A 24,799-nucleotide genomic window follows, 5' to 3' on the forward strand; every position below is an offset into this window, starting at 1 on the left:
GATTTGATGTAACTCAAATCCACCGAAAGCATGTGTCCATTTTCAGTCGCAGTTCAGGTTGAAGTGTTTTGATACAGGGAGAAGTCATCAGGAAGAGAGGTGTCACCCCATGACCAAAGCACACAAAGCAACCAACCAGGAGCAGTTTTTGTTGCGCCGAAAAATGACCGTCGAGGGGCTTGGAGAGGATCAGTGGGAGGGACTCATCCACGATCTGAATCACCACCCCTGCGTTGATTTCGCCGAGCGTAGGCCAAATGGCACATTGCAGGTGACGTACGATGGAACCCACTGGTCCGTCGATGAATTACTGGAACTGATCAAGGCCTACGGTGGCCGATTAAAATCCGGATGGTGGACCCGGCGCAAACTGGCCTGGTACCGGTTTACCGACGACAACGTCCGAGCTAATGCCAAGCATGAGCCATTCTGCTGCTCGAAAATTCCACCCATGAAAAAATGACAGGAGGTTGAATGAGTCGGGAACAAGACCGAACCACTCGTTACCAGGAAGGCAGTCTTACTCTCCCGGGAACCGTTATGCTGGGTACCGGCGTCATGATTGGCGCCGGTATCTTCGCTTTGACCGGGCAGATGGCGCAGATGACCGGAGTTCTTTTCCCATTGGCGTTTCTCGCTGCCGCGGTGATCGTCGGCTTCAGCGCTTACTCGTACATCAAAATCTCCAATGCCTACCCATCAGCCGGGGGCATTGGCATGTACCTGCACAAAGCTTATGGCAACCGGCTACCGACCGCGTTTAATGCTTTGCTGATGTATTTTTCGATGGTGATCGCCCAGAGCTTTCTTGCGCGCACCTTCGGTTCCTACACCATGCAACTTTTCGGCGGGGATGACAGTGGCCGCATGGTGCCTATTCTCGGCGTGGGGCTCATTCTGGCGGCCTTTCTGATCAACCTGCTGGGCAATCGGATGATTCAGGGGGTGGCTTCCTTTATAGGGATCCTGAAAATCGGCGGCATATTGATTTTCGGTTTGGTCGGGGTCTGGATTGCTGACTCGATCTCGGTTGATTTTTCCGATCCGGGAGAAACAGGAACGATTGGTAATTTTCTCGGTGCGACCGCACTGGGCATCTTGGCGTTCAAGGGCTTTACCACCATTACGAACAGCGGCTCGGAAGTCATCGACCCCAAGCGGAATGTAGGGCGAGCTATCATTATTTCCATCGCAGCCTGCGTGGTGATCTACACCCTGGTCGGTTTTGCCGTTGCCAGCAATCTGTCCCTGGCGGAAATCATCAAGACGCAGGACTACTCCCTCGCGGCCGCTGCGCGCCCCGCATTGGGCGAGTATGGCGTCTGGTTTACCGTTGCCATTGCGATGATGGCCACCGCCGGAGGCATTCTGGCCAGTATTTTCGCCGTCTCACGCATGTTGGCCATGCTGACTGAAATGAAGCTGGTCCCCCACAGCCATTTCGGCATGCCGGGAAGCATCCAGAAGCACACGCTGGTTTATACCGTGGTGCTTGGTCTTATCCTCACGGCCTTCTTCGACCTATCCCGAATTGCAGCGCTGGGCATCATTTTTTACCTGATCATGGACATTGCTATCCATTGGGGCGTTCTGCGCTATTTGCGGAAGGATGTGAAGGCCAGTGTGTGGGTGCCTACGATGGCAATTGTTCTGGATTTGCTCGCTCTTGGTGGCTTCGTTTGGGTCAAACTGAATACTGACCCGTTTGTGATCGGCGTAGCGGTTGTCACCATGGCTGTGATTGCCGTGGCTGAACAGGTTTTTCTTAAAAGGGCCGCCAATGCTGGGCAGCTAGGGCAGGAGGAATCTCATGCTCATCATCACTGAATACCAGAATTCGACAGGGAGAGCACTACCATGATGAACAATGACATGTTTGGAAACACCATGTGGGCCGGGCACTGGTTGTGGATGCTGGTGATCGCCATTGTGGTGGTGATTCCGGCTTGGCGTATCTGCCAGCGAACAGGTTACCCGGGGTGGTTGGGCGGGTTGATACTCATCCCCATCGTCAACCTTGTTCTACTCTACTTCATCGCATTTGCAGACTGGCCCTCCGACAAAACAGGAGATCGCAATGGCTGAGCACCATCACGCCCATGATCACCACACCGATAAAGAACCTGGCGAGCACACCGCCAAGGATCCAGTTTGCGGCATGGCAGTGGATCCGCATACCGCGGAACACCGCAGCCAGCATGGCGGCAAAACCTGGTACTTCTGCTCTTCACGCTGCCAGTCAAGGTTTGACGAGGATCCGGAACACTACCTCAGTGGAGAACAGAAGCCGGAAGAAACCGTGGCTCCGGGCACAATGTACACCTGTCCGATGCATCCGGAAATTCGCCAGCAAGGCCCCGGAGATTGCCCCATTTGCGGCATGGCCCTGGAGCCCGAGCAGGTAAGCCTGGACGACGGGCCTTCGGAAGAACTCAAAGACATGACCCGCCGATTCTGGATCGGCCTGGTGTTGGCTCTGCCGGTGCTGGTGCTGGAAATGGGTGGGCACCTTACCGGGCTTGATCACATCATTGCCCCGCAAATGTCTAATTGGATTCAACTGGTGTTGGCAACGCCTGTGGTGCTCTGGTGCGGTTGGCCCTTCTTCGTCCGGGGTTGGAAATCCGTGGTTAGCCGTAACTTGAACATGTTTACGCTCATTGCCATTGGTACCGGCGTCGCGCTGATCTACAGCCTGGTGGCAACCCTGGCGCCGCAGACCTTCCCAGGCGCCTTCCGGCAGGAAGACGGGTCGGTCGCCGTCTACTTCGAGGCGGCTGCTGTCATCGTGGTGCTGGTGCTGCTGGGGCAGGTGCTGGAATTGCGCGCCCGAGAAAAAACCTCCGGCGCCATCAAAGCTCTGTTGGATCTGGCGCCCGCCACAGCCAGGAAGCTGGATGATGATGGCAGTGAGTCTGATGTGTCGCTGGATCAGGTAAAGGTTGGTGACCGTCTCCGAGTGCGCCCTGGAGACAAGGTGCCGCTGGATGGCGAAGTGCTTGAAGGCAGTTCTAACGTGGATGAGTCCATGGTGACCGGTGAGCCCCTGGCGGTTAGTAAGAAATCCGGCGATGAGGTGATCGGCGGCAGCATCAACCAGCAGGGCAGTTTCATCATGCGCGCCGACAAGGTTGGCCGCGATACCATGCTGTCCCAGATCGTTCAGATGGTGGCCAGCGCCCAGCGTAGCCGAGCACCGATCCAGGGGCTGGCTGACAAGGTAGCAGGCTGGTTTGTGCCTGCAGTTATTGTGATTGCTATTGTCGCCTTTATTGCTTGGTCCTTCTTTGGACCCGCACCGCCTATGGCGTTCGGGCTGATTGCAGCGGTCAGTGTTCTGATCATTGCCTGCCCTTGCGCACTTGGCCTGGCGACGCCCATGTCCATCATGGTGGGTGTCGGACGCGGTGCCCAGAGTGGCGTGCTCATTCGCGATGCGGAAGCTCTGGAACGTATGGAGAAGGTGGACACCGTGGTGGTGGATAAAACCGGCACGCTGACAGAGGGCAAGCCGCAAGTCACCCGGCTTGTCGCGGCCAACGGGTTCGATGACAGTAGTCTCATGCGTTATGCAGGCGGCCTGGAGAAAGGCAGTGAGCACCCACTGGCTCACGCCATACTCGATAGAGCCAAGGGCATGGACCTGAAGCTTCCGGATGCGGAAGACTTTGACTCTCCGAATGGTAAAGGGGTTGCCGGTCGAATAGACGGCAAGCGGGTGCTACTTGGTAACCGCCTTCTCATGGAGTCGGAAAATGTCGACACCACGCGATTTGACGACGACGCCGACCAGCTCCGAAAAGATGGTGCTACCGTGATTTTTGCTGCTGTCGACGGAAACGTCGCAGGGTTGCTGGCGATTGCCGATCCGGTCAAGGAAACCACCGAAGCCGCTATTTCCGCGCTGCAAAAAGACGGCATCCGGGTGGTCATGCTGACCGGCGATAACCGCACTTCAGCTGAAGCAGTTGCCCGAAAACTGCATATCGACGAAGTGGAAGCGGAAGTCCTGCCGGAAGATAAGGGCAAGATCGTCCAGCGCCTGAAAGACGAAGGCCGTGTTGTCGTGATGGCGGGTGACGGCGTAAACGATGCGCCTGCACTGGCAACGGCGGATGTCGGTGTGGCCATGGGCACCGGGACCGATGTCGCCATCGAAAGCGCCGGCATTACGCTGCTACGCGGCGACCTGATGGGCATTGTCGAGGCGCGCCGTTTGTCTCTGGCGACCATGCGCAATATCCGTCAGAACCTGTTTTTCGCCTTCGTTTACAACTCCGCCGGTGTTCCGATAGCGGCAGGGGTTTTGTACCCGTTTTTCGGGATACTGCTGTCGCCCATTTTTGCAGCGGCCGCCATGTCGCTGTCCTCGGTCAGCGTGATCGTGAATGCGCTGCGTTTGAGGGTGGTGAAACTCGGGTCAAAGCAATGAACTTCTGAATCATTGGAGGTAGCTATGTCATACACGATCGATCGAGTTATCAAAGATGTCGATTTCGAGGACGTGGACAGAAGAGCGCGTCAGGCCCTCACTGATCACGGGTTCGGTGTGCTGACAGAAATTGATGTCAAAGCCACCATGAAGAAAAAGCTGGACAAGGATATGTTGGCCTATCGGATTCTGGGGGCCTGCAATCCTGGCATGGCCTGGGAAGCCATTGGTGTGGAGCCTCGCGTGGGTGCCATGCTGCCTTGTAACGTTATTCTTCGAGAGGTTTCGGAGGGTATTGAGGTGAGTGCAGTGGATCCAGTGGCTTCCATGAGCGCCATCGATAATGACGAGCTCAAGCAGGTTGCTGGGAAGGTCAGGGATATGCTCTCTGAGGTTGTCGAATCGATCTGAAGCCAGTAGAGGCGTCGATTTGCTGGAGTGCCTCCGGTTTACAATGGGTAAGCAAACTAGCCAGGCGAGCCCCTAGCCCAGCTGAACACTGGAAATGCAAATAGGACTTCTAATTTGATGACGGGATATCTACTGGATGTCAGTCATACTTTGGAGAAGCAAAAAGGGAAAAGATATGGATATAAAGACCTTTGGACAACTGATCGACTGGACGCGCGATCTGCACTCACATCTGGCGAGCTGCCTGTCCCATTGCGCAACAAAGCACGAAGAAGAACGGGCCCGTGCGCTGTTGGATTATCTGGCAACTCATGAATCGGAAATAGAGCGGATCGTGAACGAGTTTGAGCACCAAGGGGATAAGAAGGCACTGGAAACTAGGGTGTACGACTACCTGTCCCATAATCCGATCAAAACTCATCGAACCTGTGACGAGCCTTACGCGAAGCTTGATTTTGATGGTATCTGCCGGGAGGTGTTCGACTTTCATGATCAGATTATTGATCTCTACAAAACGCTGATTGGAAAAGCCGAAATTCCAGAAGCAAAAGAGCTGTTCGAATCTCTTTTGGCGATGGAGGAAAATGAGTCGATGAGACTGGCTCGTCAGGTTGGCCGAATGCAGGATCTATGAGATCCGAGCACTTTTGCTGACGGCTTAATCCCTTTGAATGTTTCCAATTGAGGCTCACCTTCACACCTCAAAGACGGGCGCAAAGCCACCTCCCGGCGTTCGAAAGTTGGTGGCCTGGCCCTGGTACACACGGGCAGCGGCAAGCAGATGTTGCCCGGCATAGGTGTACAAACGGATATCGACCTTTCTGGTGGTGACCGTGCCATCCACTCTCAGGGTGCGTTCTCCGGCGGGAACGAAGTTCTGCGCGATGTAATCACCCTTCAGGATCTCTTCGAAAACGCGGCGGGTTAGTTTTTCGCCCCGATAGACGCCCTTGCTGCCATGGCCCGCTACCGGTTTGAAAAACAGTTTACGCCGGTTGCTCCACAACTCCGCCTCATCACTTGCTGAAACCAGCCGGGTCTTCGGTACAGCTCTATCCAGAAATCCTGCCTCGGTTTCACTCAGGCCCCAGTCGCGCAGGGTTTGGGCATCAGATAGCAGGATCAGGTTCCGTTTGTCGGCCATCAGCGCATGGGCGCGTGGATTGGGCGTGACGACCGCCGCGCCGTCGAGGTAGGCGCGCCTCAGCGCCCCAAGAGCCGGGGCCTCCAAGCCAAAATCCACCAAGCGGTTGTACACCATGTCGATAGGCTTGCCGTGGGCGCTCAGAGCGCCATCAACATACTCAAGCTCCGATGGGTCGAGGATCAAGGTCTCAATGCCTCTGGCCTGGAATAACTGCTGGGCCAGTTGGAATTCCGGGAACATAAACTGGGATTCAGGGGCATCGTCCACAATGGCCAGGCAACCGGGCGTCGAGTCGCCACCTTGCCGTTGCCACTCCTGCTGGAACATGGCAAACACCGCGTCCTCGAACCCATCCAGTGCACGGTTGGTGCCAGCGGTCTGCTGGGACGGGTCACAGCATCGGTGTTGAGCCCGGGCCAATACCGTGTTCAGAAATGCGCCGCCGGCGTTGGTGTTGATTTCGATCAGCTGAGGCCCGTTCTCGCCCAGGTGAAAGTCGTAGCCCATGAAGGCCCCGATGGGGCCTGGATCAAAACCGGCGATGTCCGGCGCCCAGGATAGAGCCCTTTCGCGGTAGGACGGAAGCTCGGTAGCCGATTCGATCGCCTGGACGATCCGCTCCATCGTTGCGATGTCCGCCTGGGGTACAAAAACCGGCGTGTTTGAAAAAAAGTGGTGGAGCTCGGGAGCCGCCGACAGTTCATGCCCGGCCTCTGAAAACTGCTTTTTGAGGCTGTCGGTGAGCGCTTTTCGGTCAAGAGTGATGCAATAACACTGCCGGTTGAGCCGGTCGGCGCGGGATTTGGGTGTCCGCTGGTTTCCCCGGGGTACGTCTTGCATTGGTCGTCCATGGTCATTGTGAATCGTTCGACCTTGATTCTGGTCAAACGAATGCATGTTACGCAACTGTTTTCAGGCCTGTTTCAGCTTGGTGTGGTGGACTGATCGATAATAACCATATCTGAGTTTTCTCAAAAAGGACCCGCTCATGGATCGACGCTTCAAAATCACCTTGGCAATATTTGCCGTTATCGCACTGGTCTTACTCTGGGGAGAACACAAGGTTCATCTGCTTGGCGCTTTGCCTTGGCTGATACTGCTTGCCTGCCCACTGATCCACATCTTTATGCATGGTGGGCACGGCGGACATGGAGGGCATCGCCATCAAGTAGAGCAATCTGGCAAAAGCGTAGAACGGCGTGATGACTAGTGGCACTTCGGATTATGGCCTTTGGAGCCTGGTGGTTTTGAATTCAGCGATTTTCATCTTCTTCGCCTTCAGTTTCTTCAAACCACAGACCCGCCGGGACTGGCGTTCGTTTGGTGCCTTCAGCGCGTTTCTGGTGGCACTGTTCACCGAGATGTACGGGTTCCCGCTGACGCTCTACTTCCTCTCCGGCTGGCTGCAGAGCCAGTATCCCGACGTTAACTGGTTGGCTCACGACAGTGGCCACTTGCTGGAAATGCTGTTTGGTTGGAAGGGGTCCCCACACTTTGGGCCGTTTCATCTCTTGAGCACAGTGTTTATTGGCCTCGGGTTTTATCTGATTGCGGCTGGCTGGCGTACCCTGTATGCCGCGCAAAAGGCAGGGCAGTTGGCCGCAACCGGCCTGTATGCCCACGTTCGCCACCCCCAGTATTCCGGCTTCGTGCTCATCATGTTCGGTTTTCTCCTGCAGTGGCCAACGCTGCTGACGCTGGCCATGTTCCCGGTGCTGGTGTGGATGTACTCGCGCCTGTCTATTCACGAGGAGCGTGAAACAGAAAAAGCGTTCGGCTCCGATTGGCGGGCCTATGCAGCCAGAACTCCCCGTTTTATTCCGCAATTGAGGAATTTGAGGCGCAAGGAAATCGAGGAACAAGAATGATGCATGTGGTAACTATCTCAGCAGGCGTTCTTGCTGTCGCACTAATCAGCGGCTGCGGTAAACAGACGGTGGATGACCGCTGGTACACACAGGCCCAGGTCGAACGCGGCGCAGTGGTCTTCGACGACAACTGCGCAAGCTGCCATGGCGGAAATGCCCAAGGCGCTTTCAATTGGAAAAAGACCCTGAAGGATGGCTCCTATCCGCCGCCACCGCTCAACGGAACAGGCCATGCCTGGCACCATTCCTTCGACACGCTGATGGGTACAATTAGTCAAGGTGGCGCCCCCATGGGTGGGAAAATGCCGGCCTTCGCAGACGAGCTCTCCAGGGACGATCAAAAAGCCGCTATCGCCTATTTCCAAAGCAAATGGGAAAAGCGGATCTACGAAGCATGGTCTGAAAGGAGTGGGCTCTGATACTCAGTTGTTCAGGCAATAAAATGAAACCGACCCCGATACTTACAGGGTCGGTTCTTATTTCTCTCAACTTATAATCTTCGATTCATGAGTGCTTGTGGCTCATCGTTTCTACATTCTGTTCACTGTGCTGATTGTGTTCGGTATTTATTTTACTTGAATTCTTTTTCGTTCTAGCATGCTCTTTGAAATTTTTTGTAAATCGGATTTCGACCGTTTTGTTCGGATAAGTGCGAGCCTCATTAATACGGTCTGCCAAGCCTGAGTTGGCCGAAGCCATTGTTGAAAAAAAAGCTGCGATTGCTGTGATTACCATTACTTTTTTCATGACCTTTCCCCTTTAACCTTAAAATCAGTTGATTATTTCAGCCTGAGTTCAGGTTCGTATGGTTAGATTGTTAACGTCTCCATGAGTTAACTTGGCCGCAGGGTTATCCTGCGGTATTTTTCTCTGCCTTTTCCAGTGCCTTGTGGTAGGCCCGACCCACTTCAGTCGTAATCATTTCCACGCGAGCCTCCATCCCAGGCTCGGACATGCTGTAACGTGTCATTCGCTTGTGTAGGCGTTTCATTTCGTCATTGTTGAGAATGTTTTCTAAGGAGCCCTTACCTTTAGACTGATCATGCGTGGCTTTCATATTCTCATCTGGTGACACGTTGCCAGCAAATGTATATGTTGAGAGAGCAATTGTTGCGGTAAATAAAAGTATGTTCTTCATAATCGAAACCTCCTATTTGGTTGTCGATTATATTTAACCATTGGTTTCTGAAATGGTCCTGAAAAAGAAAAAATAAATATAACTTTAAATTTACAGGTGGGTGGATTAAAAAAAGATGGACAGAAAAACGTTATAAAGATACGGGTTATGGACTTACCTCGGCACCATGGGCACTATCTTTACGGCGGCGCCTGCAATTTGCTCCGCCAATCACAATGTATGAACTGGCTGTAATTAACTCGGCAGCTCTGGAGGAAAGCTCTGGCTCGAATGTTCGCTTTTGTTTAGCTGAGTTCAGAGGATGCCCTGGTCGCAAAGCGAACATTCGAAGTAGCGCCCGGAGCGCCCGGAGCGCCCGGAGCGCCAATTTTCAGCCGTAAAAGGTTACGGATAGTAGAGACTGAAAGCCAGCTACTGCGCCGTTTTCACAAACGTCAGCCTATCAAACTCGTCAGATACTAAGCGTCTGTTAAACAGAAGTATTTGAAGGCTTCTCGATCACTCTACCTTTAGATTTTGCTGGTATTGCAGCATTTGCTCCATCATCAGCTGCATTTGATCCATGCGCTCCTGCATCATCTGAATTTGTTGATCGGTCGTCAGGCCACCACCATCTTTTGGTTTACCACCATTCATCATGTGCTTGCCTCCCATCATGCCCTGTTGTCCCCGCATCATGCCGGGGCCCATCATACCGTGATGCATAAAATCCATTTGCTCTTGCATCGCCTCCCTGTGTTCTCGCATCAATCGTTGTCGTTCTTGCGGTGAAGCTTCATCAGGAATGCGTTTCATCAGCTGGTTCATGTGGGACCAGTTCTGGTGCATCTGCTGCATTTGCTCCTGATCCATCATCATGCCAGGACCATGCCCTTGCCATGAGCCTTGATCACCATGCGCTAGTACGAATGCTGGAAAACCCAACAGCGCAGCGGTTGCTATCAGTCCTTTAATTGAAATCATAAAATTCTCCCCTGAAAGTGAGATGCTCACTCCATCCCGCTTTTAATTGTAGATCTTTATCCAGATAGGCACCGATTTTTTGCGACGAGAGTAAACCAGCTATTGACCCTGTAGTGACTACAGGGTTTTAAATTACGGAACTTCTGCGAGAACCGGAGCCCCAAAAAAATGAGCACCCCCTGCAATGGACAGTGTGGCAGCGAAGATGCTGTCGTAAGCAATGAGTTTAAGAGCCCCGTCACCGCCAAAATAGGCAGTCAGTTCAGCACCTACACCGTGCCAAAAATGGATTGCCCTTCAGAAGAGCGAATGATTCGAATGGCGCTCACGGGCTTTGACAACATTCAATCACTCTCATTCGACCTATCGAATCGAAAGCTGGAAATTATCCATCAGGGCGAAACCGGACCAATTACCAGCAAACTGGAAACCCTGGGGCTGGGCGCTTCCTTGCAGAAGTCAGAAGAGGCCAGCGCTGAGTCCGTCAGAGCGGCTGAATCGTCTAAAACCAACGAAAGCGAAGAATCCGGCACTTTATGGATACTGCTGGCAATCAACGCTCTGATGTTTCTGGTCGAGATGACGATGGGCCTGATCGCCCAGTCTGCTGGCCTGATTGCAGACTCGCTAGACATGCTTGCCGATGCCGCCGTCTACGGTCTCGCGCTTTACGCCGTTGGGCACGGCATCAAAATGCAGGTCAGAGCTGCGCATGTTGCCGGCATTCTCCAACTGATCCTTGCCGCCGGTGTACTGGTTGAAGTCGGCCGGCGTTTTCTGTTCGGTAGTGACCCTCAGTCGTTAATGATGATGACCGTTGCCTCTGTTGCTCTTATTGCGAATATCAGTTGCCTTCTTCTGATCGCAAAACACCGTGAGGGCGGTGCTCACATGAAAGCCAGCTGGATATTTTCAGCCAACGACGTGGTCATCAACCTGGGAGTAATACTTGCGGGACTGCTCGTTGCCTGGACCGGGTCCAACTACCCAGATCTGATTATTGGAGGAATTGTTGGTGCCATCGTATTGATGGGTGCCAAACGCATACTGGCACTGAAAAGCTGAACCTTTCGGGGTCAGGTGGTCGATACTTGGCCGTCGTTTGCCATTCATGGGGAGTGAACATCAATGCACAGTGAATTGAAGGCGTCCTATCTTACGGAGCTTGAAGCGGCACGCGTTGCGGAATGGGCGGGCGATTTCCAAACAGCCTTCACTCACCTTGAGCGAGCCCATATCCTCAGCCAGAAATTTGCTCTGGCGCACACTGCAACCCATCTGCGAATGCTCAGACTAGGGTGGCGGACAAGAGACGTTCGTGAAGTGCTGGGGCAGTCTATTCGAACCATTGCCGCCCTGGTCTTTTCCCGAATTTGGGTTCCGGTCGGAAACACCGGTCGTGCCAACGTCAGCGCGTTTGCACCCATGCCGGTGCCCGAAGACTTGGCAGAGATACTGGGAAAAAGCGCGGTCAGTATGGTTGCTCACAACGTACCGAAGAATCGGCGGCTCCCTTGACCCTATAGTTGCTACAGGGTTCATAACTAGACCAACATCGTTGTTGATCATTGATAGAGGCAAAAATGCACGATCACAGTCACGGTCACGACCACAGCCATCATTTCGACACCCATAACCGCTCCTTTGCGATTGCTGTGTTCCTCAACATCCTGTTTGTCGTCATCGAAGCGGTGTACGGGGTCATATCCGGCTCGCTGGCGCTGCTTGCCGATGCCGGCCACAACCTCAGCGATGTTATGGGGTTGATCATGGCCTGGGCAGCCAGTTGGCTGGCCAGCAAAGCGGCAACCAACGCAAAGACCTATGGCCTGAAGAAAACCACGATTCTGGCGGCCCTGTTTAACGCTCTGATTCTGATCGCCGCTGTCGGTGGCATTACCTGGGAAGCCCTTCAGCGCCTGACAGATCCTGCCGACGTCGCTGGTCTGACCGTGGTGATCGTGGCTGGCATTGGCGTACTGATCAACGGCGCAACCATGATGCTCTTTCTCAAAGGGCAGAAAGGGGACATCAATATCCGGGGCGCTTTCTTGCATATGGCCGCAGATACCGCAGTGTCGGTCGGCGTCGTGATCTCCGGCACGATACTGATGTTCACCAACCTGACCTGGATTGATCCAATTGTGAGTCTCGTTATTGCCGTTGTGATCTTTGTGGGCACCTGGCAGTTACTGAAGGACTCCGTAAACCTGGCGGTGGATGCTGTTCCCAAGGGGATTGATCCTTCGGCTGTCCATGAGCGTCTTGAACGATTGCCAGGAGTAATATCGGCCCATCACCTACACATCTGGGCCCTGAGTACCACCGAAAACGCGCTAACCGTTCACCTAGTGAAACCCGACCCCGAGAGTGACGACCAGGTGATCAGTGAGGCCGCTGAAATGCTGAATCAGCACTTTGGAATCCAGCATACGACCGTTCAGTGGGAGCGTTGTGAGGGCCAGTGCCCAAATACATTGCTTTGCTGAATATTGGAAAGATGTGGCGCACGCTTAGTGGCAGCCGATATTTCGGCTGCCTGGTTTATAACGCTTAACTAAGCTATTTCCAATTTTCCGTTCTTTAAACCCCGCTGAATTGCTGGCCCCATCGCGGCGCCCGCTTGTGCACCGGCAGTGGCAGCTGCATAACCGTCGTAGATACCGGCAGACGCACCGACCACACCAGCGGTTTTCTTTCCGTAGTTATTCTTGCCAATCCTCCGGGACAGGCAGTTGGGGCATTGTTCAGACATTGGAAATTACCTCTGTGAATTGGGAGGGAAGGCACTTTCAGTGCCCTGGTTCACAGAGGTGATATAGGTTTAAGATTTTTTTGATTGCCCTGATCCAGTGCTTGACGTATGAGCAGCTCAAGGGTTTTATTATGACCTTCGGTATTTAATCCGGGTCGACCAATGCTCTTCCGAAACGTCACCACCGCATTGCTAAGTATTCTGCTTTTGCTCGGCACCGTACCATCGGGTCTAGCTGGGGTAGCAATGGGTGCCACTGACGCGATTGGCAGTGAGACTCATTGCCGCGGAATGGGTCAAGGTTATCCAGCTGATATGGAATCTGGCACCGCCAAGGTACCGACGAACTGCAGTGATCCTGAGAAGATGAACTGTTTGCGGATCGCAGCGCAATGCCCCTTAATACCGTTATATGCGCTGACAGGCACAAGCTCCGTTCCAAGTATTCAGCTCACCACAGGTTTTCGTGCCGCACCGATCAGTGCGGAATACCAGAGCCCTATTGCAGACGTTCTCACGCCCCCACCTGATTCTCGCTCCTGAACCACTGTTCCGCCGAGTCCGTGCTCCAAAGCTCGGCACAAGAATATCCGCTCGAACACAAAAGCAGTTCTGGCAATGGCTACACGGGTCCGGATCTGCGCGTAAGGAGAATGACGATGAAAACCACTACGTTCAAAATGATCGGTGCAGGTGCTGTTCTTACCGCCGCCATCGCTAGCGTTTCCGCTTTTGCCCACAAACCTGAACAGCAAGGTATGGGCATGATGGGCGAACACATGGAGACCATGGGCGGCATGATGGGAATGATGTCCGGCATGTCCGCCGAGGATCGTTCCAAAATGCAGGCGGCGTGCATGAAGATGATGCAGAGCCACAACAAAGCGTCGCCATCAAGCAATCAGGACGAATCCAGCCAATAACTAATCAAGAGCCCATGGCTGGTGACGCGCTAAAACCTGCGACACCAGCCTCACTCAAATCATTTGACAGGAACACTCTATGAGAACCTCCATCGCTGCCGGCTCAATCGCTCTTGCTTTGAGCACTCTTTCTACGGGATTCCAGCTTCACGCCGCCGAACCCACTCTCGAAAACGGCGTATCGGGTAAAGCCGATCATGCCATTACCGTTTACAAGAGTCCCAATTGTTCATGCTGTGCCGACTGGGCAGAGCATCTTGAGAACAACGGATTCGACGTGACCATTGAGAACACAAGCAACATCAACGAAGTCAAAATCCAGCATCAGATTCCACGGGACATGGCATCCTGCCACACGGGTATCATCGATGGCTTGGTGATCGAGGGTCATGTTCCAGCAGACGACATCAAGGCATACCTTGATTCACCGTCACAACCATTCGGCGACAACGCCGTCGGCCTCGCGGTCCCTGGCATGCCTCATGGCACGCCTGGTATGGAAACAGGCAGGCAGGATAACTATGACGTGATGGCATTTACCGCCGACGGCATGGCTCAAAGCGTCAAACGATACGAGTTCTGATATGCCGGACCTCGCAACCTGGGGCACTCTGGCCGCCTTTCTCGGCGGCCTTGTGTCCTTCTTCTCCCCTTGTACCCTTCCGCTCGTACCGGGTTATCTATCCGTTGTGACCGGCGGCGCGGTAAGCGAAGCCTCAAATAGGTTGAAGGCTTTTTGGTTGAGCCTTTGTTTTGTGATGGGATTCAGCCTGGTTTTTGTCGCGCTCGGTGCGAGCGCCAGCCTCCTGGGCCAATGGCTGATGGCCTACCGTCAGGAAGCCAACCTGGTGGCAGGCACACTAATTGTGCTGATGGGGCTGTTCATGCTGGGTTGGTGGAGCATGCCCGCTCTGCAACGTGACTGGCGCCTCGGGCAGACACTCGAAGGTGGGCGGCCGACGGCGGCCTTTGTACTGGGCGTCGCCTTTGCCGTCGGCTGGACGCCCTGTATCGGCCCCATACTTGGTGCCATTCTGGCTCTGAGCTCTACGCATGCCAACGCCGAAACGGGAATGCTGTATCTGGCAATATACTCGTTGGGACTGGCGTTGCCTTTTCTTGGGACCGCCCTGTTCATTGAGCATTTCCGCAAGCGCGTGCGCGGCTTGAGCCGCTGGAGTAGGTTTCTGAGAGCGCTAGCTGGTTTGGTTTTGATTGTCATGGGCGTGATGGTGTTAACCGGTCAAATGACTCTATTTGCCACCTGGATGCTGTCCACATTTCCAGTGCTGGGAAAGCTCGGCTAATGTTTTTCTAAAAGCGGAGGTCCCGGTGCCCCGCTTCTAGAATCTCAACAACGATCCCACTCAAACCTCTGGGGCTTCACTGATTCCAGTGTGCAATGACGCAATTAGAGGACATTGAACATCCCCTTTTTGAATATGGCATCGGGTGACCATATCGCTCAGAACACCTTCAATCCTCTCCAGCTTTTTGATCTTTCCACGCACGGACTCCAGTTTGTGCTCGGCCAGGACACTGGCTTCCTGGCAGTAGGCACCATCTTCCAGCCGAAGCAAGTCGATAATCTCATCGAGACTGAAGCCCAGGTTCTGCGCCGATTTCACGAACGTCAATCGATCGATATTGGACTTACCCCGATATATTGAGCACTATCTTTACGGCGGCAGCGCCTGCAATTTGCTCCGCCAATCACACTGGATAAACTGGCTGTGATTAAGTCGTCAGCTCTGGAGGAAAGCTCTGGCTCGATGTTCGCTATTGTTTAACAGCGCACCAATCGATGCGTCCGGCAAGGTCAGGGACCGGTGGGCCGATGAGAGACAGATAGAAATTGATTTCGCTCGGCCATGCTGTGGAATCATGCAACGGCAGACTCCGCCAGGAATGCTTGAACGAGAACTGGGTCCCGTTACTGACCGATGCCGAGCAGAAGATTGAGACTTGGAGAACGTTCTATAATCAAGTTAGACCCCACTCAGCACTGGGGTGGTCCAGCAGGTCACAATAAGTGAACAGGAAATAAGGGATCCCGGCCTAGGCTGCGCCGACACGGTCGACGTGATCGAAATATGGATTAATTAGGGTGATACCGTCGCAAAAGAGGATTGTTCCTGACTATATGAATATGGCTGCAGCGTTTATCGGGTATGGGGGTTTCTTTCTTATGGTGACGATCGTTGCGTTAGTTGGCTACTGGCACGGGGATCGACTGGAGGCTTGGGTGAAGAAAAAGCTCAGCCAACGAAAGTAACACGTATGTGCACAGTGGAAGCGTACGACGAATTCAGTTTGGTTTTTTTCGCTGCTGGAAACTGGCCAGCATAGCAATCAGCCCCAGTAAGCTTTAGTGAGAAAGACTTTTGGTTAGCTGATTTAGCCGAAATCGCCGTCTTCGAGTTTGCGGAGCACCATCGAAACTTGACGTCTGCCCTCTGGGGTTGCCAGAAGCTCGTTCGGCTTCTTGCCGCATAAGACTGGAATATGACTATCCAGCTAAGCTTTCGACGCTGCTTCTGAGCCGAGTACGCGCGCTACGCTTAGATGTTTACTCCACGTTGTAAGCGCCTATGTAGGGATTCTGAAATCTAGTTGCAGTTTTTGCCTGTACCAACACGAGACCGACGGAATCGTTGCGAACTATCACGGACAGCCTCTGTCGATTTTTGATGCATGTAACGGTAGTGACTGAGGAGCACCGCATTATCATACAAAGGTTAGCGACAAGCTTCTCTTGCCGCTCATTTTGGCTGCAGAATGGCCCTCCAGTTCATGCTGGTAGGCGTAGTCTGTATCAAGATAGCCGGGAATTTGGTTCGAGGTCTTCGAACTTTGAGAGATACCACTTCGCCAAAACCGCCTCTACGATAATCTGGATCTGGTTGTAGCACATGATCGGAAGCACGATCATGCCAAACCCGGGATGACCGGCAAAGAGTACTTTCGCCATGGGCAGACCTGAAGCCAGACTCTTCTTCGAACCACAGAACACGACAGCCGCCTCATCCGCGGTATTCAGCCCCCAACTCATGGCGGCGAGCCGGGCAAGCAGAATCACGACGAACAGCAGTAAGTCGCACAGACCAATGGCCAGAATGATCGAGGTGACCGGTAGCCGCTGCCAAAGCCCGCTGGCCACCGAATGACTGAACGCCGAATACACAATCAACAAGATCACGCCCTGGTCGTACCGCGCCATCAGCGGCTTGTTCCGTTCCATAAAGCGCCCCAGCCAGGGGCGTAGGCCATGCCCTACTCCAAACGGCAGCAGCAGTTGGAAAACAATATCCTTCAAGGCATCACCCACAGAAAAGCCGTCACCCGCCACGCTAACCAGCAGCAAGAGCAGGAACGGAGTGAGCATCATGCCGAAAACGTTCGAGGCGGCCGCGCTACACACCGCCGCTGGCACATTGCCCCGCGCCATCGCGGTAAAGGCGATTGAGGATGACACAGCGGACGGCAGCACACCCAGGTAGAGAAAACCCAGCACCAGATCCTCGGGCACCCAGCTGGACGGCAGCTTCGAAATCGGCCAGACAAGCACCGGGAACACCACAAACGTCATCGCCGTGATGATGATATGCAACCGCCAGTGGCTCGCCCCGGCCACCACCTGTTCGCGCGACAGGGCCGCGCCGTGAAAAAAGAACAGCAGGGCTACGGCGACACTACCTGCGACCCCCAGCATCCTGGCCACCTCACCCTCGGCGGGGAAATAGGTGGCCACGCCGATTGTCCCCAGCAGGATCAAGGTGAATCGATCGATCGGAATACGCATCAGTTAGCCTCCAGGGCGTCCAGGCTCGGTTTTAGCAAGGCCCGAGCTACGTCGTGGGCAGCTTCGGCATCACGGAACCGGATCATTTCCAGCAGGTGCTCATGATCAGCATGGGACGGCTCCGGTAGGCTCATGTCCTTTTCGGTCTCGTGGATGGTCTTACTGATGCTGGACGCGAAATAGCTGTAGAGCTCGACCAACGCCTGATTACGCGAGGCCGTCACAATCGCACGATGAAACTGCTCGTCGAATCGAATCCGCGCTTCGATATCGTCGCCGGCTGATTTGCGCAGGGCGAGGGCCGACTTCATATCAGCCAGGTCCTGGTCGCGCCGATGGTGGGCGGCGAGACGCGCGGCCTCCCCCTCCAACATCATGCGTACCTCCAACTGGTCTCGTAGTTTCGTCCGCTCGATGCGGCGGAAGACTTCGCCAGCGTCCAACAATGCCCTCACGTAGGTGCCATCGCCCTGCCGCGTATCCAGAATCCCCACGTGCACCAGCACCCGGACGGCTTCCCGAACGGTATTGCGGCTCACGCCGAGGGTTTCAGCCAGGCTTGCTTCGTTGGGCAGCCGCTCGCCAATCGCCCAGACCCGCTGCTCGACTGCCTGTCGCAAGTCCTCGATGGCCAGCTCGACCAGCGACCCCTTTTTGATCTTCTGCAATGACATCGCCTTTCACCCAATCAACCAGTCATCCTATGAATTTAATCCAATTAAAGATGAATGCCAAGCTGTCCGTCTCGAATGCCGCCGCCTTTGCAACGGCACCGTCTCGTGACAGCGGCTGCCGACTACGCCGGAGAACGATTAACGTCGAGTATCTTGATCTGCAATGGCTTGCGCCCGTGCATGGGCCAGTCGATCACATCACCAACCGTAAGTCCCAGTAGGGCAGCGCCCGCAGGCGCCAATACGGATATACGTCCTTCGCCCCCCTTTAACTCGTTGGGATAGACCAGGATCATCTCGTGTTCGTCGCCGGTGGTCTCGTTCCTGAACCGAACCCGGGAATTCATGGTGACGACATTTTGTGGGAGTTCCGCACGCTTAACGAGATTAGCACGGCTCAGTTCTTCTTCCAGGCTCTCGACGGTCTCGTCGTCGCTATCCGACGCATCAAGAAGCGCACTCAAGCGATCGTAGTCTTCCATCGCCACGACAATGGCAGGCATACCGGTCATTCTACTTACTCCAGGGTGTCAAAGGCTTATTTACAAATTCGAAGAGGCCGGGTCGCTGAACCCGGAAAAACTAAACTCGGGCCCAGCGGAGGGAATGGAAGACGGGCGTACCCTGAGCAACGCATGCGCATGCACGGGCAACGCGGCTCGATTTCAAGGGCTGATGAACATTACTTGGGTGCATGCGAATAACAGCTGTCTTTTCTGGTTTGGGAGTACTAGAGTCTTTAACCTCCCGACGAAAGAGTCAATAGGCAAGCGTCAATGTTCGAGCACGATTGGTTCGACGTCGAACGGGAGTACTTTGTTTGGTGCCCGAGCGGCTATAACAGAGCACACCTTGATCAACTAACACCCGTCCCGTTCTCGACATTGGCCTGTCGCGCATGAGCCGACTTGATTCGCGAAAAAGTGGCCCGGTCCACGCCCATCCAGGCGGCCAATTGATGACCCGGGAGCCGGCGAAAAAGATCATCGTGCTCGTCGATCAGTAGCCGGTAACGCTCTGACGCACTCATGGTTTGACGACGATACTCACGTTGGATGGCCAGTTCCGCCAGCTCCTCAGTCAGCGCAAGTGCAAACCGGTTCCACAGCCCCTCGGTTTTCAGTGCACAACGAAATGATCGGAAATCCGCTGCCCAGACCTGCCCGGAGGTGGCAGCGTCCAGGTAAAGTGTATTACGGCTTGAACGACTGCCAACGAACAGTGGCCAGACCACCGCGCCCTCGGTGAAAAATTGATGGGTAGCGATGCGGCCACCGGGCGCCTGCCGGAACAGTTTGAGGATGCCGTACTGGACAAAAAATACGGTCGACCAAGGCTGTCCTTCCTCAACCAACACGGTCCCTGCATCGACGTGTTGCGGCTCAAACATCCTCGCCAGCCGGGCAAGGAATTCATAATTCAAGGCATCGCCCCCCTCCCGTATCGCAATACCCAGCACTCGTGCCAACCCGTTCATCAGAGAGAGCTGGGGCGGCACAAACGCGGCGTGCTCGGCCTCACGTTCTCCCTGTAAACAAGGGGGTGATGACAGTTCGGAACGTCGGTCCTGACTCATGCGGTCCTCCAAGGGTCAGTGAGTAGGCGTCCAATCACCATATGACTGGTCCTATGAACCTTCCAAAGAAATAATTGAGCGATATCGATCAAAAAACATTTCTTCGTCAATTCCATACATCCGGCGGCGATACATTGCTGACGATACGTCGCAGCAACTCGACAGCTTTGAGAACCATGGGGGCATCAAGCGTACGGGCATAAACCAGATAAGCGGGGTAACTAAACTCTGGCGAATCCTCGACACGCTCAAGCAGACCCTGCTGAAGATAGCGTCGAGCCACCCGCGTTCTGAAATAACCGCTGCCACCATTGCGCAAGAGATACTGAATCGCCAGCGGTCCCAAATTGAAACTCAGCCGACGCCCCGCCCTCTCCGGATACGCCGCATCGTGCTGGCGACGAAAATGCGCTCCCCAGTCCACATAGACATACTCGCCCTGTTCGCCCGGAGTCCGCACGAGAATCAGCTTTTCATCCATCAGCTGCTCAACCTGCATCCCTGGCCAATAGTTCGGTTGATGAACGAGCGCCAGGTCCATGACGCCTTGCTCCAGTGCTTCATGTAACGTCCTCGGCTCGCTGACGTCCACGCGTACGGCAATGTTCGATGCACCCGCGTTCAGGAGCGAAAGCCAATCGAGCAGCATGGGATTCCACAGGCTCGTTTCAGCCCCGAGAACAAGCGTGTCACCGGTGTCTTCTGGCAAGGGAAGCTCACGGCGCGCAGCATCCCAAGTCTGCACTAGCTGACTAGCCCGACCTGCAAAGCGCTCACCATGGTTAGTGAGCGTAGCGCCACTGCGATTACGGATAAACAAACGGCAGCCGAGCTGACTTTCCAGATTCTGGATGCGCGCCGTCACCGTCGTTTGCGTGATATGCAAACGCTCCGCCGCTGCCATGAAGCTACCCGTCCGCACGATCTCCAGGAACGTGCGCGCTAACTCAATATCCAATCGCTCTGGCCTCCTTTGTGCCTTAAGCGGGCGTCACCAGCGTTAAAATCAACGTTATCGATATTAAACACTTCGACAATTCATTATCTCAAATATATATACCATCCCATACTGAACGTAGATAAGCCAGAACTGAGTAGCTCAGGCCATTACGCAAGCGCGAAAGCCGTCGCGATTCCCGTTTCAGCCGGGCGCCGGTGGAACAACGGCCACGCGATTTCAGCCGCTCCGCAGCGTCCTTCTCGGTTTAAGCCTTTTAGTGCAGGAGACGAGCATGTCCGACTATCTCTTTGTCCAGAGCCAGAACCCCTTCACCGAGGGCCAAACTGAGCTCCAATATGCACTGGCTTCCCAACTACACCGCGCTGGCCACAACGTCACCCTGCTGCTGATACAAAATGGCGTCACACCGGCACAGATCGGCGCTCGTAGAACAGGATTGGACACCCTGCTTGACCTAGGCGTGCTGGTGCTGGCTGATGGCTTTTCACTGAAGCTGCGAAACATCAGCGCAGACGATCTCAAATTCCCAATCTGGATTAGCAACGTCGAGGTCGCGATTGACGCGCTCACAGAAGGACAGAAGGTAATCTGGAATTAGGAAAAGGATGTCCCTGCTCTGCATCAAGCCAAGCTTTCACTCAAAATTCGTCAACCATCTACGTAAGCGAGCGAACAAACATTGCCGACCTCCATGGCTGCGCAGAGTAATACGTGACCTGCCCGACTTGAACAAAGTAACCACTTGCCTTTTTATTTTTACTTGCTATGGTTGGAAGATGAATTTTTTGAGGGCCATCACATTGTTCGCTTGCGGGTTTCTTTTTATCTCCTTCCATTAATAAGCGGGCGCGCATAGCGACGCCCGCCTTACTGCAATCAATCACTCCCTTTAATTATTTTATCTCTTTCGCTTGTGTCCGTTCGAGGGTGCTGCAGTGAATATTGGAATTGGCTTTTTTATGTCTAAAGAAAGCCTGAATACACTCAGGGAAAAATCCCGAAAATTATCTACGATGCCGTTAAGGCATCATGGCAATGTCGCACTCACTGGAAGCATGGTTACGGTTATGGATTGTGCCGACTCCCAGGTGTACAAATTCCGTTTGGTCGAAACAGCGGGAACATCAGCATGCCGCCACCATGATCTGCCGATAGGCTCTGCGCTTGGTATAGCGCTACTGGGCTGCCGGGCGGAAAACTACATTAACTTGAGTCTTGGTGGGGAGGAAAGCGGTACTGTCGTGCTCTGCGTTGATAACAATAACCTATAAATAGGGGTTGTGCGATTTGGGGAAGACCGCACTCTTCCCCTTTTTTATTTAACGGTCTTTTTTATCCTTCTTTTCTCGCCGCTTTTCTTTCAGCGTTTTTTGCGGTTTCTTTTTTCCTTTTTCCTTACTCATCTTGCAGTCTCCCGATAAACAGTAGCTTTGGTATTTTCTTCTTTATACCCCAATAAATGCATGCAATTTCGCCACCACTTTTTTCAGGATGTAGACTATCATTGCAAGTTATATTTTTTTGTCAAGCGCCACCTATGAACCCATCAATTAATTAGACCGGCCTCTAAATAGAAAGCTAGACTGGTGTTTAAGTGACATATTGGCAAGCGCTTTTAATTGATGTATCTCACACCATCCCTAGAAATTACAGATTCTTCGAGGCACCCTGAGTAACCAACAGGATGAATAGAATAGAAAGGGAGGATGTTCCGATGGCTCAACGATTCAATGTCGGTGACCATGTCACCTGGAACTCGGAGGCTGGCTATGTGAGCGGCCATATCATACGGGTCCACACCAGCGACACGGAGTACAAAGGGCATAGACGGAGGGCGAGCAAGGAAGAACCACAGTATGAGATAAAGAGCGATAAAACAGACCACATCGCCATGCATAAGGATTCGGCATTGAGCAAGGTAGACGATTAAGTGTCCAGCGGGATATTGATAGCTCTGACAAAACTATGCCACTACAAAACAGCCTAGATGATTCCTCGTTGACTGTGAGGCTCCCCCGGCGTACGGCATCTGCGAACTAACAGGAGTCACAAAGGCGTTCAGGTCATCGAAATTTGAGCCTACGCCCCGACGAGTCCGTCTAACATCATGTCCAACTGATGAGTCCCTGTTTCTAGCAGAGCAAACTGCTGAGGGGAAATCAGCCAAGCATGTAAGAGCCCAGTCATAGCCGTGTGAAGCAGCGTTGCAACGATTTCAGAGCCCGGCTCAACCCGAAATCTTCCTAAACTTTTCTCGCTTTCAAGCGCTTCCGCAATCGTACGTTGCGCTTGGTTACGTGCATCCAAAATTCTTTCCAGAATTCGCGTGTTTTCCGAAACCCACTCGCATCTGAGGTAGATGATGCTTAGGATTTTTCGAATCCGTTCATTTTCCGTCACCAATTGCAAAAAGACCCGCCAGCGCTCTTTTACAAGCGCGACACCTTCAAGCGAAGATCCCGAACTCCGCTCGCTGGCGACATATTCGTAGGGCAAAATGACCTGCTCACAAAGAAACTCAAACAAATCGAGCTTGTTCTTGAAATGAACATAAATGGCCCCTCTCGTGACACCTGCTTTTGCGGCAATCTGGTTCAGTGACGATTGCGAAACGCCCACTTGGTCGAAAACCTCGATGGCTGCATCTACGATTACATCTCGCGTTCGTAATGATCTATCTTTGCTGTTTCTGGCCATGGCACCGGTAGTAACGACTCTGCCGTAATGGGGGGACAAGCTTAAAGCTATCCTTTAACTTACGTTTTCCATACGTCCAAAGAGACTACGCGGCTAGCGATCTTGCTGAACCGCACTCGTCACCCCTTGCAACTTTTTCAGCTGATGGTATGGCTCACTTGAGCATGAGGTCCGCAGAGATCGTACACACCGTGAAGCATCAACCCTTTCGAACCAGTATCGAATACGACTACCTACCCTACAGACACTAACTCAAAACCCACCAATAGGTACGTAGCCCTTCGACACGCCATGTAAATCGATGTATTCGATTTGTATATCCATATTTACCCATTTTACAGATATAAATAACGCGATGAGAATAAACATATTCTATTTTCGAATATGAGAATTTTATGTGGATTGGCATCGCATTTTGCGCAGCAATTACCATTACTGGAATGGCACTGTCTAACCAACCAACGCTTCAGGAATGGCAAGTTAGCCCACTGATTGTTGCTCTTCTACTCGGGTTCGTCATAGGGAATCTGAGGCCAGGCAGACAGCATGCGCTATTTGAGCGGGGACTCAAATTCTGCACTCACTGGATGCTGAGGTCCGGGATCATACTTTTCGGATTCTCAGTGACGGTTCAGCAGGTCTCTTCACTAGGCGTTGGGGCTTTTGGGGTAGACATACTCATCGTCACTGCCATCTTGACGATCGGTTATACACTTGGAACACGATGGCTACGGCTAGATCCTGAGACCGCACTCCTTACAAGTGCCGGTAGCGCCATTTGTGGGGCCGCTGCAATTCTGGCTACTGAGTCCACCATACGTGCAAAGCCCGCTGCTACGGCGATAGCAGTAACAACCGTCGTCCTATTCGGTAGTTTGGCGATGTTCGTCTATCCAATCATTTTTTCTCTGTTTGGTTGGGATGAGAAGCTATTCGGCGTCTATATCGGCGCCACAGTCCATGAGGTCGCCCAAGTGGTTGCTACGGGTGAGGCCATCGGAAGAGATGCGCTGACTACTGCTGTTGTTGTGAAGCTAATGCGAGTCATGCTTTTGGTACCTTTCCTTTTGATCGTTGGCCACTGGTGGATCAGACGTCAGCGTATAAATGACGGCCACAAGGAGAAACCAACGCTTATCGTACCGTGGTTCGCCTTCGGTTTTGTCGGCGTCATCCTGCTGAATAGCTTTATTTACCTGCCGAATTCAGTTCGCGAGGGCTTGCGCTTCCTAGGGAGCTTTGCGCTGACGATGGCCATGGCGGCTCTAGGTTATGAGACAAGACTTGCAAAGTTACGTTCGCTTGGGTTTAAGCCCTTTATTCTTGCGTTGATTCTATTTGCTACGTTGATATTTGGCGGCGCAATTGTCACCCCTCTAATGGCAGACAATTTGTCAACATCACTTCATCTGACGAGTTCTTCCAAGTAAGGCCATCGACAATTCCGGACCG

The 24,799-nt window shown here is 53.3% G+C and carries 28 protein-coding genes and 2 pseudogenes; 19 read left to right on the top strand and 11 right to left on the bottom strand.

Going from position 1 to position 24,799, the window contains the following annotated elements; all coding sequences use genetic code 11:
- Positions 1-109: 109 nt before the first annotated feature.
- The 6 genes from RE428_RS15295 (at position 110) to RE428_RS15320 (ending at position 5,477) form a co-directional block, all read left to right on the top strand.
- Positions 110-463: a hypothetical protein gene (locus RE428_RS15295; RefSeq protein ID WP_004578674.1), complete on the top strand. Its 354-nt coding sequence runs from the start codon at positions 110-112 to the stop codon at positions 461-463.
- 11 nt (positions 464-474) lie between these two features.
- The gene (locus RE428_RS15300) at positions 475-1,827 is read left to right on the top strand and encodes an APC family permease (RefSeq protein ID WP_014575800.1); all 1,353 of its coding nucleotides are present in this window, start codon (positions 475-477) and stop codon (positions 1,825-1,827) included.
- Positions 1,828-1,857: 30 nt separating this feature from the next.
- A complete protein-coding gene (locus tag RE428_RS15305) occupies positions 1,858-2,085 on the top strand; it encodes a hypothetical protein (protein WP_004578676.1) in 228 nt (75 codons plus the stop codon).
- On the top strand, positions 2,078-4,432 hold the full coding sequence (locus RE428_RS15310; RefSeq protein WP_004578678.1) for a heavy metal translocating P-type ATPase: 2,355 nt from the start codon (positions 2,078-2,080) through the stop codon (positions 4,430-4,432). The genes RE428_RS15305 and RE428_RS15310 overlap by 8 nt, the downstream gene beginning before the upstream one ends.
- 24 nt (positions 4,433-4,456) lie before the next feature.
- The gene (locus RE428_RS15315; protein ID WP_004578679.1) at positions 4,457-4,843 is read left to right on the top strand and encodes a DUF302 domain-containing protein; all 387 of its coding nucleotides are present in this window, start codon (positions 4,457-4,459) and stop codon (positions 4,841-4,843) included.
- Between the two features lie 175 nt (positions 4,844-5,018).
- A complete protein-coding gene (locus RE428_RS15320) occupies positions 5,019-5,477 on the top strand; it encodes a hypothetical protein (protein WP_004578680.1) in 459 nt (152 codons plus the stop codon).
- 60 nt (positions 5,478-5,537) lie between these two features.
- Here the strand turns inward: RE428_RS15320 and RE428_RS15325 are convergent, their stop codons facing one another.
- Positions 5,538-6,830, bottom strand: a complete 1,293-nt coding sequence (locus RE428_RS15325) for an ATP-grasp domain-containing protein (RefSeq protein WP_004578681.1) — start codon at positions 6,828-6,830, stop codon at positions 5,538-5,540.
- Positions 6,831-6,978: 148 nt separating this feature from the next.
- Between RE428_RS15325 and RE428_RS15330 the strand changes: the two genes are divergently transcribed.
- Genes RE428_RS15330 through RE428_RS15340 form a run of 3 tightly spaced genes read left to right on the top strand, consistent with a single transcriptional unit; the run spans position 6,979 to position 8,277 of the window.
- Positions 6,979-7,200: a DUF2933 domain-containing protein gene (locus RE428_RS15330; protein WP_040882146.1), complete on the top strand. Its 222-nt coding sequence runs from the start codon at positions 6,979-6,981 to the stop codon at positions 7,198-7,200.
- Positions 7,193-7,858 (top strand): isoprenylcysteine carboxylmethyltransferase family protein, encoded by a 666-nt coding sequence (locus RE428_RS15335; protein ID WP_004578683.1) that lies wholly within the window; start codon positions 7,193-7,195, stop codon positions 7,856-7,858. Before RE428_RS15330 ends, RE428_RS15335 begins: the two co-directional genes overlap by 8 nt.
- A complete protein-coding gene (locus RE428_RS15340) occupies positions 7,855-8,277 on the top strand; it encodes a c-type cytochrome (RefSeq protein WP_227499680.1) in 423 nt (140 codons plus the stop codon). Before RE428_RS15335 ends, RE428_RS15340 begins: the two co-directional genes overlap by 4 nt.
- A gap of 85 nt (positions 8,278-8,362) precedes the next feature.
- Here the strand turns inward: RE428_RS15340 and RE428_RS15345 are convergent, their stop codons facing one another.
- From RE428_RS15345 to RE428_RS15355, 3 genes are all read right to left on the bottom strand, one after another.
- Positions 8,363-8,605 (bottom strand): hypothetical protein, encoded by a 243-nt coding sequence (locus RE428_RS15345; RefSeq protein WP_041644884.1) that lies wholly within the window; start codon positions 8,603-8,605, stop codon positions 8,363-8,365.
- A 103-nt stretch (positions 8,606-8,708) separates the two neighbouring features.
- Positions 8,709-8,996, bottom strand: a complete 288-nt coding sequence (locus tag RE428_RS15350; RefSeq protein ID WP_004578686.1) for a hypothetical protein — start codon at positions 8,994-8,996, stop codon at positions 8,709-8,711.
- Positions 8,997-9,494: 498 nt separating this feature from the next.
- A complete protein-coding gene (locus RE428_RS15355) occupies positions 9,495-9,959 on the bottom strand; it encodes a hypothetical protein (protein ID WP_004578687.1) in 465 nt (154 codons plus the stop codon).
- A gap of 168 nt (positions 9,960-10,127) precedes the next feature.
- Here RE428_RS15355 and RE428_RS15360 point away from each other — a divergent pair, with 168 nt between their 5' ends.
- From RE428_RS15360 to RE428_RS15385, 6 genes are all read left to right on the top strand, one after another.
- A complete protein-coding gene (locus tag RE428_RS15360; RefSeq protein ID WP_004578688.1) occupies positions 10,128-11,024 on the top strand; it encodes a cation efflux transmembrane domain-containing protein in 897 nt (298 codons plus the stop codon).
- A 63-nt stretch (positions 11,025-11,087) separates the two neighbouring features.
- Entirely contained in the window at positions 11,088-11,477 is a 390-nt protein-coding gene (locus tag RE428_RS15365) for a DUF3703 domain-containing protein (protein WP_004578689.1), read from the top strand.
- A 65-nt stretch (positions 11,478-11,542) separates the two neighbouring features.
- Positions 11,543-12,448, top strand: coding sequence for a cation diffusion facilitator family transporter (locus tag RE428_RS15370; RefSeq protein ID WP_004578690.1), 906 nt, complete (start codon positions 11,543-11,545; stop codon positions 12,446-12,448).
- Positions 12,449-13,373: 925 nt separating this feature from the next.
- A complete protein-coding gene (locus RE428_RS15375; protein ID WP_004578691.1) occupies positions 13,374-13,637 on the top strand; it encodes a hypothetical protein in 264 nt (87 codons plus the stop codon).
- A 79-nt stretch (positions 13,638-13,716) separates the two neighbouring features.
- Complete coding sequence (locus tag RE428_RS15380) at positions 13,717-14,220, top strand: DUF411 domain-containing protein (protein ID WP_004578692.1); 504 nt, start codon at positions 13,717-13,719, stop codon at positions 14,218-14,220.
- Position 14,221: 1 nt separating this feature from the next.
- The gene (locus tag RE428_RS15385) at positions 14,222-14,944 is read left to right on the top strand and encodes a cytochrome c biogenesis CcdA family protein (RefSeq protein WP_004578693.1); all 723 of its coding nucleotides are present in this window, start codon (positions 14,222-14,224) and stop codon (positions 14,942-14,944) included.
- 60 nt (positions 14,945-15,004) lie between these two features.
- Here RE428_RS15385 and RE428_RS15390 read toward each other — a convergent pair.
- A pseudogene (locus RE428_RS15390) lies at positions 15,005-15,277 on the bottom strand (MerR family DNA-binding protein); the annotation flags it as partial.
- A gap of 236 nt (positions 15,278-15,513) precedes the next feature.
- On the opposite strand from RE428_RS15390, the pseudogene RE428_RS24465 reads away from it, so the two are divergent.
- Positions 15,514-15,648 (top strand): annotated as a pseudogene (locus RE428_RS24465) (integrase core domain-containing protein); the annotation flags it as partial.
- Positions 15,649-16,452: 804 nt separating this feature from the next.
- On the opposite strand, the gene RE428_RS15400 reads toward RE428_RS24465, so the two are convergent.
- The 5 genes from RE428_RS15400 to RE428_RS15420 all read right to left on the bottom strand — a co-directional run bounded on the left by RE428_RS15400 (position 16,453) and on the right by RE428_RS15420 (position 20,647).
- Positions 16,453-17,439, bottom strand: coding sequence for a bile acid:sodium symporter family protein (locus tag RE428_RS15400; protein ID WP_004578695.1), 987 nt, complete (start codon positions 17,437-17,439; stop codon positions 16,453-16,455).
- Positions 17,439-18,113: a FadR/GntR family transcriptional regulator gene (locus RE428_RS15405; RefSeq protein ID WP_004578696.1), complete on the bottom strand. Its 675-nt coding sequence runs from the start codon at positions 18,111-18,113 to the stop codon at positions 17,439-17,441. Before RE428_RS15405 ends, RE428_RS15400 begins: the two co-directional genes overlap by 1 nt.
- A 122-nt stretch (positions 18,114-18,235) precedes the next feature.
- Positions 18,236-18,625, bottom strand: a complete 390-nt coding sequence (gene rnk / locus RE428_RS15410; protein ID WP_004578697.1) for a nucleoside diphosphate kinase regulator — start codon at positions 18,623-18,625, stop codon at positions 18,236-18,238.
- Positions 18,626-18,969: 344 nt separating this feature from the next.
- Positions 18,970-19,689 (bottom strand): Crp/Fnr family transcriptional regulator, encoded by a 720-nt coding sequence (locus RE428_RS15415; RefSeq protein ID WP_040882150.1) that lies wholly within the window; start codon positions 19,687-19,689, stop codon positions 18,970-18,972.
- A 106-nt stretch (positions 19,690-19,795) separates the two neighbouring features.
- A complete protein-coding gene (locus RE428_RS15420) occupies positions 19,796-20,647 on the bottom strand; it encodes a LysR family transcriptional regulator (protein WP_004578699.1) in 852 nt (283 codons plus the stop codon).
- Positions 20,648-20,921: 274 nt separating this feature from the next.
- Between RE428_RS15420 and RE428_RS15425 the strand changes: the two genes are divergently transcribed.
- Complete coding sequence (locus RE428_RS15425) at positions 20,922-21,248, top strand: DsrE family protein (RefSeq protein ID WP_004578700.1); 327 nt, start codon at positions 20,922-20,924, stop codon at positions 21,246-21,248.
- A gap of 1,116 nt (positions 21,249-22,364) precedes the next feature.
- Positions 22,365-22,580, top strand: a complete 216-nt coding sequence (locus RE428_RS15430; protein WP_004578701.1) for a hypervirulence associated TUDOR domain-containing protein — start codon at positions 22,365-22,367, stop codon at positions 22,578-22,580.
- A 149-nt stretch (positions 22,581-22,729) separates the two neighbouring features.
- On the opposite strand, the gene RE428_RS15435 is transcribed toward RE428_RS15430, so the two are convergent.
- Entirely contained in the window at positions 22,730-23,386 is a 657-nt protein-coding gene (locus RE428_RS15435; RefSeq protein ID WP_004578702.1) for a TetR family transcriptional regulator, read from the bottom strand.
- A gap of 356 nt (positions 23,387-23,742) precedes the next feature.
- On the opposite strand from RE428_RS15435, the gene RE428_RS15440 reads away from it, so the two are divergent.
- Positions 23,743-24,777: a YeiH family protein gene (locus RE428_RS15440; protein WP_004578703.1), complete on the top strand. Its 1,035-nt coding sequence runs from the start codon at positions 23,743-23,745 to the stop codon at positions 24,775-24,777.
- Positions 24,778-24,799 lie beyond the last annotated feature (22 nt).

It is taken from the genome of Marinobacter nanhaiticus D15-8W (genome assembly GCF_036511935.1).
Classification (GTDB): Bacteria; Pseudomonadota; Gammaproteobacteria; order Pseudomonadales; family Oleiphilaceae; genus Marinobacter_A; species Marinobacter_A nanhaiticus.

Excerpts from the sequence above, each read along its gene's own strand:
- RE428_RS15340 (WP_227499680.1), top strand. The coding sequence starts at position 7,855 with ATGATGCATGTGGTAACTATCTCAGCAGGCGTTCTTGCTGTCGCACTA.
- rnk (WP_004578697.1), bottom strand. The coding sequence starts at position 18,625 with ATGACCGGTATGCCTGCCATTGTCGTGGCGATGGAAGACTACGATCGC.
- RE428_RS15380 (WP_004578692.1), top strand. The coding sequence starts at position 13,717 with ATGAGAACCTCCATCGCTGCCGGCTCAATCGCTCTTGCTTTGAGCACT.
- RE428_RS15425 (WP_004578700.1), top strand. The coding sequence starts at position 20,922 with ATGTCCGACTATCTCTTTGTCCAGAGCCAGAACCCCTTCACCGAGGGC.
- RE428_RS15345 (WP_041644884.1), bottom strand. The coding sequence starts at position 8,605 with ATGAAAAAAGTAATGGTAATCACAGCAATCGCAGCTTTTTTTTCAACA.
- RE428_RS15315 (WP_004578679.1), top strand. The coding sequence starts at position 4,457 with ATGTCATACACGATCGATCGAGTTATCAAAGATGTCGATTTCGAGGAC.
- RE428_RS15365 (WP_004578689.1), top strand. The coding sequence starts at position 11,088 with ATGCACAGTGAATTGAAGGCGTCCTATCTTACGGAGCTTGAAGCGGCA.
- RE428_RS15360 (WP_004578688.1), top strand. The coding sequence starts at position 10,128 with ATGAGCACCCCCTGCAATGGACAGTGTGGCAGCGAAGATGCTGTCGTA.
- RE428_RS15300 (WP_014575800.1), top strand. The coding sequence starts at position 475 with ATGAGTCGGGAACAAGACCGAACCACTCGTTACCAGGAAGGCAGTCTT.
- RE428_RS15385 (WP_004578693.1), top strand. The coding sequence starts at position 14,222 with ATGCCGGACCTCGCAACCTGGGGCACTCTGGCCGCCTTTCTCGGCGGC.
- RE428_RS15440 (WP_004578703.1), top strand. The coding sequence starts at position 23,743 with ATGTGGATTGGCATCGCATTTTGCGCAGCAATTACCATTACTGGAATG.
- RE428_RS15310 (WP_004578678.1), top strand. The coding sequence starts at position 2,078 with ATGGCTGAGCACCATCACGCCCATGATCACCACACCGATAAAGAACCT.
- RE428_RS15405 (WP_004578696.1), bottom strand. The coding sequence starts at position 18,113 with ATGTCATTGCAGAAGATCAAAAAGGGGTCGCTGGTCGAGCTGGCCATC.
- RE428_RS15375 (WP_004578691.1), top strand. The coding sequence starts at position 13,374 with ATGAAAACCACTACGTTCAAAATGATCGGTGCAGGTGCTGTTCTTACC.
- RE428_RS15350 (WP_004578686.1), bottom strand. The coding sequence starts at position 8,996 with ATGAAGAACATACTTTTATTTACCGCAACAATTGCTCTCTCAACATAT.
- RE428_RS15355 (WP_004578687.1), bottom strand. The coding sequence starts at position 9,959 with ATGATTTCAATTAAAGGACTGATAGCAACCGCTGCGCTGTTGGGTTTT.
- RE428_RS15295 (WP_004578674.1), top strand. The coding sequence starts at position 110 with ATGACCAAAGCACACAAAGCAACCAACCAGGAGCAGTTTTTGTTGCGC.
- RE428_RS15320 (WP_004578680.1), top strand. The coding sequence starts at position 5,019 with ATGGATATAAAGACCTTTGGACAACTGATCGACTGGACGCGCGATCTG.
- RE428_RS15370 (WP_004578690.1), top strand. The coding sequence starts at position 11,543 with ATGCACGATCACAGTCACGGTCACGACCACAGCCATCATTTCGACACC.
- RE428_RS15335 (WP_004578683.1), top strand. The coding sequence starts at position 7,193 with ATGACTAGTGGCACTTCGGATTATGGCCTTTGGAGCCTGGTGGTTTTG.
- RE428_RS15415 (WP_040882150.1), bottom strand. The coding sequence starts at position 19,689 with ATGAGTCAGGACCGACGTTCCGAACTGTCATCACCCCCTTGTTTACAG.
- RE428_RS15430 (WP_004578701.1), top strand. The coding sequence starts at position 22,365 with ATGGCTCAACGATTCAATGTCGGTGACCATGTCACCTGGAACTCGGAG.
- RE428_RS15305 (WP_004578676.1), top strand. The coding sequence starts at position 1,858 with ATGATGAACAATGACATGTTTGGAAACACCATGTGGGCCGGGCACTGG.
- RE428_RS15330 (WP_040882146.1), top strand. The coding sequence starts at position 6,979 with ATGGATCGACGCTTCAAAATCACCTTGGCAATATTTGCCGTTATCGCA.
- RE428_RS15400 (WP_004578695.1), bottom strand. The coding sequence starts at position 17,439 with ATGCGTATTCCGATCGATCGATTCACCTTGATCCTGCTGGGGACAATC.
- RE428_RS15325 (WP_004578681.1), bottom strand. The coding sequence starts at position 6,830 with ATGCAAGACGTACCCCGGGGAAACCAGCGGACACCCAAATCCCGCGCC.